Source organism: Streptomyces tricolor, assembly GCF_002155905.1.
Taxonomy (GTDB): Bacteria; Actinomycetota; Actinomycetes; order Streptomycetales; family Streptomycetaceae; genus Streptomyces; species Streptomyces tricolor.
On record NZ_MUMF01000529.1, the window covers coordinates 1 to 4,888 of the forward strand.

The 4,888-nt window shown below is 72.6% G+C and carries 5 protein-coding genes; all 5 read right to left on the reverse strand.

Going from position 1 to position 4,888, the window contains the following annotated elements; genetic code table 11:
* On the reverse strand, positions 1-1,352 hold a 1,352-nt coding region (locus CCN44_RS32640), incomplete at its 3' end, for a type I polyketide synthase (RefSeq protein ID WP_143650099.1).
* Positions 1,353-1,546: 194 nt separating this feature from the next.
* Complete coding sequence (locus CCN44_RS32645) at positions 1,547-2,815, reverse strand: cytochrome P450 (protein ID WP_143650102.1); 1,269 nt, start codon at positions 2,813-2,815, stop codon at positions 1,547-1,549.
* 41 nt (positions 2,816-2,856) lie between these two features.
* Entirely contained in the window at positions 2,857-3,567 is a 711-nt protein-coding gene (locus CCN44_RS32650) for an O-methyltransferase (RefSeq protein WP_059255683.1), read from the reverse strand.
* On the reverse strand, positions 3,564-3,797 hold the full coding sequence (locus CCN44_RS32655; protein WP_059255685.1) for an MbtH family protein: 234 nt from the start codon (positions 3,795-3,797) through the stop codon (positions 3,564-3,566). The genes CCN44_RS32650 and CCN44_RS32655 overlap by 4 nt, the downstream gene beginning before the upstream one ends.
* 14 nt (positions 3,798-3,811) lie before the next feature.
* Positions 3,812-4,888 (reverse strand): cytochrome P450 (locus CCN44_RS32660; protein ID WP_086701783.1); only part of this gene is annotated, 1,077 nt, incomplete at its 5' end.

The following is a 4,888-nucleotide window of genomic DNA, read 5'->3' on the forward strand; positions in this document are numbered from 1 at the left end:
CCGCTGGCGCCGAACGAGGAGATGCCGCACCGGCGGGGCCGGCCGTTCTCCGGCCAGTCGCGGCCCTCGGTGAGCAGTTCGACGGTTCCGGCGGACCAGTCGACCTGCGGGGTCGGGGTATCCACATGCAGGGTCGCCGGCAGGTAGCGGTGGCGCAGTGCGAGCACGGTCTTGATCACGGCGGCGACGCCGGAGGCCGCCTGGGTGTGGCCGAGGACGGATTTGACCGAGCCGAGCAGCAGCGGGCGTTTCGGATCGCGGCCCTGCCCGTAGGTGGCGATGAGGGCCTGCGCCTCGATCGGGTCGCCGAGGGTGGTCCCGGTGCCGTGGGCCTCGACGGCGTCGATGTCGTCGGTGGACAGGTCCGCGGCGGCGAGCGCGCTGCGGATGACGCGCTGCTGGGAGGGCCCGTTGGGGGCGGTCAGCCCGTTGGAGGCGCCGTCGGAGTTGACGGCCGAGCCACGGATCACGGCGAGGACCCGGTGTCCGTTTGCTTCCGCGTCGGAGAGCCGTTCCAGGAGGACGACGCCGACGCCCTCGGCCCAGCTGCTGCCGTCGGCGGCGGCGGCGAAGGACTTGCACCGGCCGTCGAAGGCGAGGCCGCGCTGGCGCGCGAAACCGACGAAGCCGCCCGGGGTGGCCATCACGGTGGCCCCGCCGGCGAGGGCCAGCGAGCACTCGCCGCGGCGCAGCGCCTGGGTCGCCAGGTGGATGGCGACCAGCGACGAGGAGCACATGGTGTCGACGGTGACGGCCGGGCCTTCCAGCCCGAGGCAGTAGGCCACCCGCCCGGAGGCGATGCCGCCGGCGCTGCCGAGCGCGCGTTCGAGGCTGAGGAAGTCCTCCGCTCCGGGGAGGTCGGGGGCGTAGTCCTGGTGCACGATGCCGGCGTAGACGCCGGTGTCGGAGCCGCGCAGGCTGTGCGGGTCGATGCCCGACCGCTCCAGCGTCTCCCAGCACACTTCCAGGAGTTGCCGCTGCTGGGGGTCCATGGCCATGGCCTCTTGCGGGGAGATCCCGAAGAACCGCGCGTCGAACTGGGCCGCGTCGTGGAGGAAGGCACCCTGGTTGACGTAGGTCGTGCCGGGGGTGTCGGGGTCGGGGTCGTACAGCCCTTCGAGATCCCAGCCGCGGTCGTCGGGGAACGGCGTGTACACGTCCGTGCCCTCGGACACGACCTTCCAGAAGTCCTCCGGACCAGTGATGCCGCCCGCGAAACGGCAGCCGATCGACACGATGGCGATCGGCTCGGAGGCGGCGGCGAGCAACTGGGCGTTCTTCTGCCGGAGGCGCGCGGTTTCCTTGACCGATGCGCGCAGAGCCTTCACGAGATCCTGTTCCGGCGTGCTCAAGTCCGTCCTCCTGGCTTGTCGAATCGAACGCGTCGGGGCGTCGGTGCGGTGCGCGCCGTTCGGCGGCGCCCCTGGCCGCCGGCGCCGCGGCTGCGGCGGGCCGGCCGAGTCCCCGGCCGGCGGGGGGTCGCCGCCGGCCCGGTGGTGAGTACGTCGGTGCGGGGCGCCGTGCGCGCCCCGGTGGCGGTCGGCCGCTACGGTGCGGGCCGTGCCGTGGGGGGTTCCGCCACGACCGTCACCGGCAGGTGCACCGGTCCGAAGAACAGCAGGGACGGCCGCCATCGGGGCGGCCCGGCCGGGCGCAGCGCGGGTGCCCGGTGCAGCGCCCCGCACACGGTCTCCACCAGCAGCTTGGCCAGGGCCGCGCCGAGGCAGTGGTGGATTCCGGCGCCGAAGGCCAGCGAAGCCGTCTCGGGGCGCTCGACGTCGAACTCCTCGGGCCGGCCGAACGCCTCCGGGTCGCGGTTCGCCCCGGCCAGGAGGAGCACCAGGACGGAGCCCGCCTCGACCGGCACCCCGCGGATCTCGGTGTCGCGCGTCGCGTAGCGGCGGGTGATGTGGTAGCCGCCGCAGTAGCGGAAGGCTTCGGCTGCCGCCCGTTCGGCCTGCGCCGGGTCGGCCGCGAGCCGCTCCAGCCGGCCGGGGTGGGCCAGCAGGGTGTGCATGATGTTGCCGAGGGTGTCGCTCAGGGTCGTCACGCCGGCCCCGAAGACCGGGAGCACCGCGAGCGCCAGCTCGTGGTCGGTCAGCTGCTCGGGGTCGTCCGCCTGCTCCCTCAGGCAGGCGCTGACGAGGTCGTCACCGGGCTCGGTGCGCTTGCGCGCGATCAAGTCGGTGAAGTAGGCGGCGAGTTCGGCCGCGGCCTCGTCCGCGCGCCGGGCCAGGGCGGCCCTGGCCGCCTCGTCGGCGGCGGGGTCGGGTGCCGGGACCGCTTCGTGGAGCAGCGTCCAGCAGCGGGGGTGATCGCTCGCGGGGATGCCCAGCAGGCCGCCGAGCACCGTCAGGCTCAGCGGTACGGCGACGAGTTCCTGGAAGTCGGCGGCCTCGCCGGGCGGGACGGCGGCGAGCCGGTCGAGCGCGCGCAGCACCTCCTGGTGCACCAGCGGGCGCAGCACCCGCAGCCGGCGTGCGGTGAATCCGCGTGACAGCTGCCGCCGCAGCCTGGTGTGGTCCGGCGGGTTGCGGAAGAACAGCGACGAGAGGAACTGCTCCTGGCTCGGCGACGGCCGCCAGCCGGGGCGGTGGGCCGCCATCCAGTCGGTGTCGACGACCCGGAAGGTCTCCGGGTCGCCCAGGACCTGCCGGCAGTCGGCGTACCGGGACAGGAGCGTCATGCCCGTCCGCTCGCTGCGGTGCACGTCGGCGAGTTCGCGGAGCCGGAGGTAGTGGGCGAACGGGTCGTCGCTCGTGCCCGGCGCCAGCACGAACCGCACCAGCTCCTCGATGTCCTGCCCGGTGGTCATGGCGCTCCCCTCGTCGGTGTCGTCGGGCTGCCGTCCGGTCTTCAGGCGGTGCGCCGCGCGATCCACAGGCCGTCGCGCACCGGCAGGATCACGCCGTCGAAGTCGGGGTCCTCGGCGAGTGCCTGGTTCATGTTCCGTACGCCGACCAGCTCGTTGGAGTGCTCGGCCGCGTCCCCGGCGACCACGCCGCCGCCGCAGAAGGCGTTGTCGATCATGAGGAGGCCGTTCACCTCCAGGTGCGCCTTCGACAGCTTGAGCAGCTCGGTGGCGAGCGAGGGGTCGCTGCCGAAGTACCGGTGCTTCATGATGTCCTGGAAGATCAGGTCGTAGGCGCCGAGGTGCGGGATCAGTTCGAAGGCGTCGCCGACGAGGATCTCGATGCGGTCGGCCATGCCGGCGCGGTCGATGAAGTCCGCGGCGCGTGCCGCTCGTTCGGGGTCGAGTTCGATGCTGGTGACCTTGCCGCCCTCGGGCAGCGCGTACGCCAGCCACAGCGCCGAGTAGCCGATCGCGGTGCCGATGTCGAGGACACGGGTCGTGGTGTCGCCGCGCAGTGCGGTGAGCGTCCGGACGATCGCCCCTTCGAGCCGCCCGATGACCGGGATGCCCTCGTCCCTGGCGGCCTTCTCCATCTCCAGCAGGACGGTGTTCAGCCGCTCGGGCAGCGGCGCCTGGCGGACCAGCGCGGTGGCGAAGATCTCCCGCTGGTCGGTGCTGTCCTGCGGGACGATGGGCAACGATGTGTTGATCACGAAGCTATTCCGTTCTGTCGGGTCTGGTCGCCGGTCGCGGTGAGCGAGGCCGGCCGCAGGTCGCGCCAGTTCTGCTCGACGTGGCGGAGACAGTCGGTGCGGGCGGCGGGTCCGGACACGACCTGCCAGCCGCCGGGTACCGCGAGATACGCCGGCCAGAGGGAGTGCTGCAACTCCGCGTTGCGCAGCACCAGATAGTCCGTGTCGTCGTCTTCGAACACAGGGGACACGCCGTACTCCTGGGTCAGGGGGCAAGGCCCGCCGGATCGGCTTCGAACGCGACGGGCAGGGTGTTCATGCCGTGCAGGATGCTGGAGTAGATCCAGGTCTCCGGCGCGGTCTGGCGTACGCCGGAGACCATCCGGCGCAGGCTGTCGAGCACGGCCTCGATCTCGACCCGGGCGAGGTAGTGGCCGAGGCAGTAGTGGGCGCCGAAGGCGAAGGTCAGGTGCTTGTTCGGGGTGCGGGTGAGGTCGAAACGGTCGGGATCGGGGAAGGCGTCGCCGTCCCGGTTGGCCGAGGCGATCCAGGCGCTGACGATCTCGCCCGCCCGGATCAGCTGTCCGTTCACCTCGACGTCGGCGGTGGCCGTCCGGCCGCCGTGCAGGGAGGGCACGGTCCAGCGCAGGACCTCGTCGGCGGCCGTCTGGAGGTTCAGGCCGCCGCTCTTGAGCGCGTCCCACTGCTCGGGGTTCTCGATCAGCGCCAGCAGGCCGCCGGAGATGGCGTGCCGGCCGGTCTCGTCGCCGCCGATCATCAGGCCGTAGCAGTTGGCCATCAGCTCGGCGTCGCTGAGCGGTTCGCCGTCGATACGGCAGTTGGCGAGCAGGCTCACCACGTCGTCGCCGTCACCGCCGCGCCGGGTCCGCGCGAGGTCGGCGAAGTAGAGCAGGATCTCGCTCTTGGCGGTCCAGGAGCCCTCGGGCGGGGCGTCGGCGTGTTCGGAACTCCACGCCTGCGAGGTGAGACCGAGCAGGTACTGCCGGTCGCCGCGCGGCACGTCCAGCAGGTCGCAGACGGCGCCGAGCGGAATGTTGGCGGAGACGTCCCGGACGAAGTCGCATGTGCCCTTGGTGACGGCCGCCGCCATGAGGTCGTCCACCGTGCGGCGGACGCCGTCCTGGACGGCGGCGAGCACCCGCGGGGAGAACGCCCTCGTCAGGACGGCGCGGATCTGCTGGTGGCGCAGGCCGTCGGTCACCGCGAGCATCGTCCCGGCGGCCGCGTCCCCTCCGGTGAGCAGGGTGGGCAGGCCGTTGCCGTGCTCGGTGGTGAACTCCCGGCTGCGGTAGACCTCCACCGCGTCGGCGTACCGGGTGAT

What these genes read in the sequence shown, in the direction of transcription:
- CCN44_RS32645 (WP_143650102.1), bottom strand. Translation starts at nt 2,815, where the DNA reads ATGACCACCGGGCAGGACATCGAGGAGCTGGTGCGGTTCGTGCTGGCG.